This is a genomic window from Rubritalea sp. (genome assembly GCF_039830215.1).
In the GTDB taxonomy this organism is placed as follows: domain Bacteria; phylum Verrucomicrobiota; class Verrucomicrobiia; order Verrucomicrobiales; family Akkermansiaceae; genus Rubritalea.
The window spans coordinates 1-1,895 of the sequence record NZ_JBDOPO010000155.1 but is presented as its reverse complement, the minus strand read 5'-3'; the positions used below and the strand labels follow the sequence as shown (position 1 = coordinate 1,895).

The 1,895-nt window shown below is 47.5% G+C and carries 4 protein-coding genes; all 4 read left to right on the top strand.

The genetic code is table 11. From position 1 onward, the window contains the following. The first annotated feature begins 29 nt into the window (after nucleotides 1–29). Entirely contained in the window at nucleotides 30–206 is a 177-nt protein-coding gene (locus ABGY95_RS05115; RefSeq protein WP_347440622.1) for a hypothetical protein, read from the top strand. 135 nt (nucleotides 207–341) lie between these two features. Then, the gene (locus ABGY95_RS05110; protein WP_347440621.1) at nucleotides 342–497 is read left to right on the top strand and encodes a small basic protein; all 156 of its coding nucleotides are present in this window, start codon (nucleotides 342–344) and stop codon (nucleotides 495–497) included. A gap of 113 nt (nucleotides 498–610) precedes the next feature. Further along, nucleotides 611–1,462: a pseudouridine synthase gene (locus ABGY95_RS05105; protein WP_347440620.1), complete on the top strand. Its 852-nt coding sequence runs from the start codon at nucleotides 611–613 to the stop codon at nucleotides 1,460–1,462. Between the two features lie 215 nt (nucleotides 1,463–1,677). After that, nucleotides 1,678–1,895 (top strand): acetyl-coenzyme A synthetase N-terminal domain-containing protein (locus tag ABGY95_RS05100; protein ID WP_347440619.1); only part of this gene is annotated, 218 nt, incomplete at its 3' end.

Genomic DNA, 1,895 nt, shown 5'->3' with positions numbered 1-1,895 from the left:
CACTGATACGGTGAAAAATCACCGAAGATGTGGCAAGTAACGTGGAACAGCTGATCGAAGATGGCTATGAAATCCTATCCATCACTCCCGTCACCTCTGGCCTATGGAAACACAACCACCAGAAAATGGGCGATGGCGGCTGGGGCTACGGTTATGGATACAGCATTACTGACGGCATGAGCATCATCGCTAAAAAATCTTGCTAAAACCTCACTAAAACTAGCCATTCCACGCTATCTTAACGACTTACTCGGCAAATCGGTGAAAAAGATGAATTTCCAGTTGCAAATTCCTGAACTTGCTCCTAGCTTGCGCCCTCACAACCAAGAACAATTTTTATTATGTCTAAGCATTCAAGTCTCAAAGCAAAAGGTAGCGCAGCAGGTAAGCGTTCAGTAATGAAGCGTTTCGAGCGCGTAAAAGCACTCCAAGATTCTGGTAAGTGGGAAGAGGGCAAGTCCCCAATCGGTCTTCCTAAAACAAAGGTTACTTCGTAATCTTTCTTTTGTAGAACCTTTAAATACCCGCTTGGTGTTCACTTCACCCTGCGGGTATTCTTGTCCATAGACTTTGTGCTAGCACTGGCACAATAACATTAAGGAAAGTAATCATGTCAGACCAAGAACAAGAACAAGGCATCCGCCTCAACAAATACCTCGCATCCTGCGGGATTGGCTCACGCCGCAAATGCGACGACCTCATCAAAAAGGGTGGCGTTGTCGTCAACGGCAAAGTCTGCACTGACCTTTCCACCACTGTCACCGAAGACGACTTTGTCAAAATTGGTAGATCGCGTGTGATTCCACGCGATACCACAACCATCTTGCTGAATAAGCCAAAAGGCCTTATCTGCACCAAAGATGACGAACTACAGCGCGAGACAATCTACGAACTTCTCCCGCCAAACATGCGTCACCTCAACCACGTTGGCCGACTCGACCAAGACTCTGAAGGTCTGCTTGTCATGACCAACGATGGCGATCTCGCTCAAGAACTCTCTCACCCGAAAAAGAAGATCGAGAAGGAATACCTCGTGACTGTCAACCAAGCCTTCAGTAACGAAGTGCTCGACCAATTTCTCAAAGGAATCTGGACTGGTGAAGCCAAAGCTCACGCCAAGGCAGTCAAACGCCTCTCACCACGCCGTTTCCTCATCATTCTAGAAACTGGCCTCAAGCGCCAAATCCGTATGATGTGTAAGGCTGCGCACCTCAATGTGGTCAAACTCGTCCGCATTCGTATCGGCCACGTCACTGGTGACGGTCTACTGCCGGGTAGATTCTCTGAGCTCGACGCACATGACCTCGATCTACTCCAGCGCAATCCTAAAACGGACAAAGCATACCGAACCAAAGCGACTCTCAAGGCCCGACCTATCGCTACGACAAAAAAGAAAACGGCCCGTCGACGTCCACTGAAGGCCGCTCTTCCTAAGAAGAAAACATTTAGGAAGCGTAGCTAAGAAAGCTCTGCAGCATGAGCTATTTCAGCTGAGCCCACTCAAATACGAGTGGGCTTTTTCCTTTTTAGACATTAATGCCGTAATGGCAGTTGGAATCGTTACATTTCCCATACGATCGTATAAAATATGTGAATTCATTATTGTCATCAACTCAGCATGACTGCTAGCTTTTGCACCAGAAATCACTCTTATTCACCCAGTGACCCAAAAATCTAATGAGTAAAAAGAACACTCTCATAATCGACGAAAACACGGAGATCAAACCCTCCAAAGAATTCTCTAAGCAAGCCCGAGTCTCTAGCATGGCGCAATACAAGCGCATGCACAAAGAATCTATCGAAAAGCCACACCTCTTCTGGGCGCGCGAAGCCAAAGACCTCAAGTGGCAGAAGAAGTGGGATAAGGTGCTCGACTGGAAAGCCCCAGATGCACA

Bases quoted from the DNA above. Each gene is read 5' to 3' on its own strand.
- ABGY95_RS05110 (WP_347440621.1), top strand. From the start codon at position 342: ATGTCTAAGCATTCAAGTCTCAAAGCAAAAGGTAGCGCAGCAGGTAAG.
- ABGY95_RS05105 (WP_347440620.1), top strand. From the start codon at position 611: ATGTCAGACCAAGAACAAGAACAAGGCATCCGCCTCAACAAATACCTC.